This is a genomic window from Lysobacter zhanggongensis (assembly GCF_046638635.1).
Taxonomy (GTDB): Bacteria; Pseudomonadota; Gammaproteobacteria; order Xanthomonadales; family Xanthomonadaceae; genus Novilysobacter; species Novilysobacter luteus.
In genome coordinates this window covers 1-1,122 of the sequence record NZ_JBJXHK010000117.1, presented here as the reverse complement: position 1 = coordinate 1,122, position 1,122 = coordinate 1, and the positions used below count along the sequence as shown (strand labels likewise).

General features: G+C 73.2%; 2 protein-coding genes. Both read right to left on the bottom strand.

What is annotated here, in order from left to right; all coding sequences use genetic code 11:
* On the bottom strand, nt 1-461 hold a 461-nt coding region (locus tag ACKVMH_RS12610; protein ID WP_412700557.1), incomplete at its 3' end, for a hypothetical protein.
* Nucleotides 462-551: 90 nt separating this feature from the next.
* The coding region (locus tag ACKVMH_RS12605) for an ATP-binding domain-containing protein (protein ID WP_412700556.1) at nt 552-1,122 on the bottom strand (571 nt) is incomplete at its 5' end.

Sequence of the window (1,122 nt, the reverse complement as noted above, 5' to 3'; positions counted from 1 at the left end):
CGCGCCCCGCGGCGCTGTTCGAGCGCGAGCTCGGGACCGGTGGCGAGCCGCAGCAGCACCGGGCCGGAACTCGCGCCGGGCACGCGCAGGTAGGCGATGTCGTCGCCCGGCCAACCGTGCGGCAACGGCAGGGCCCAGCCGCGACGCACCAGCGGCTCGCCACCGGCCAATGCGTTGTCGACCTGTAGCGGCGCTGCACCGGGCGGATGGAACAGGACCGGTGCGAGTCCGCCGATGCCGTCCAGCACCAGCCAGGGGCGGGCGGTGGGCAGTACGGGATCGCCGCCGCTGATCCGCAGCCAGTAATGGCCTTCGCCGGGCGGCAACGGCAACCGCGCGACGCCGTAGTCGAGCGCCTCGGCCTGCGCCACCACCGGCGCGGATGCGGGTGGGCCGGCGGCGTCACCGTCGGCCAGCAGCAGCTCGACCCGCAGTGCGTGCGCACCTGCAGCCGTGGCCACTCCCAACCAGAGCGCGAGCACCGCCGAAAGTGCGGCCCGCCAGTGACATCCGATCACGTGAATCCCCCCCGGGAACCCGACGAGTCTAGCTCAGCGGCGCGCCTCAACCGCGTCGGGCCGCAACCGTCGGAGCAACCCCGACACCCGTTCGGAACGACGCGCCAGTGCCGCGCGCAACACATCCTCGCTGGCACACAGGTGCAGCCCGCGGCGGGCGCGGGTCAAAGCGGTGTAGACCAGCTCGCGCGAAAGCACCCGGTTGTCCTGCCGCGGCAACTGCAGCCAGACGGTGTCGAACTCCGAACCCTGGGCCTTGTGCACGGTCATCGCGAACGCGCTTTCGTGCGCGGGCAGGGCGGCGGGGTGGAAGGCCCGCGTGCCGGTCTCCGTGGCGGTGTCGGGGAACCAGGCCACCAGGGTGCCGCGGTCGTCTCGCAGGCAGATGCCGATATCGCCGTTGAACAGCCGGTGACGGTAACTGTTCTCGGTGACCAGCAGCAGCCGGCCGTGGAAGTGCACCGGCGGCCGTGGACCCATCAGCGCCTCTTCGATCCGCGTGTTGAGGGTGCGGGTGCCCTGCGGCCCGCCGCGTACCGCGGTCAGCAGGCGCAGGTGGGCGGCCTCGGCGAGCGCCGTCGCCGGGTCGGACGCGCCGGCCAGC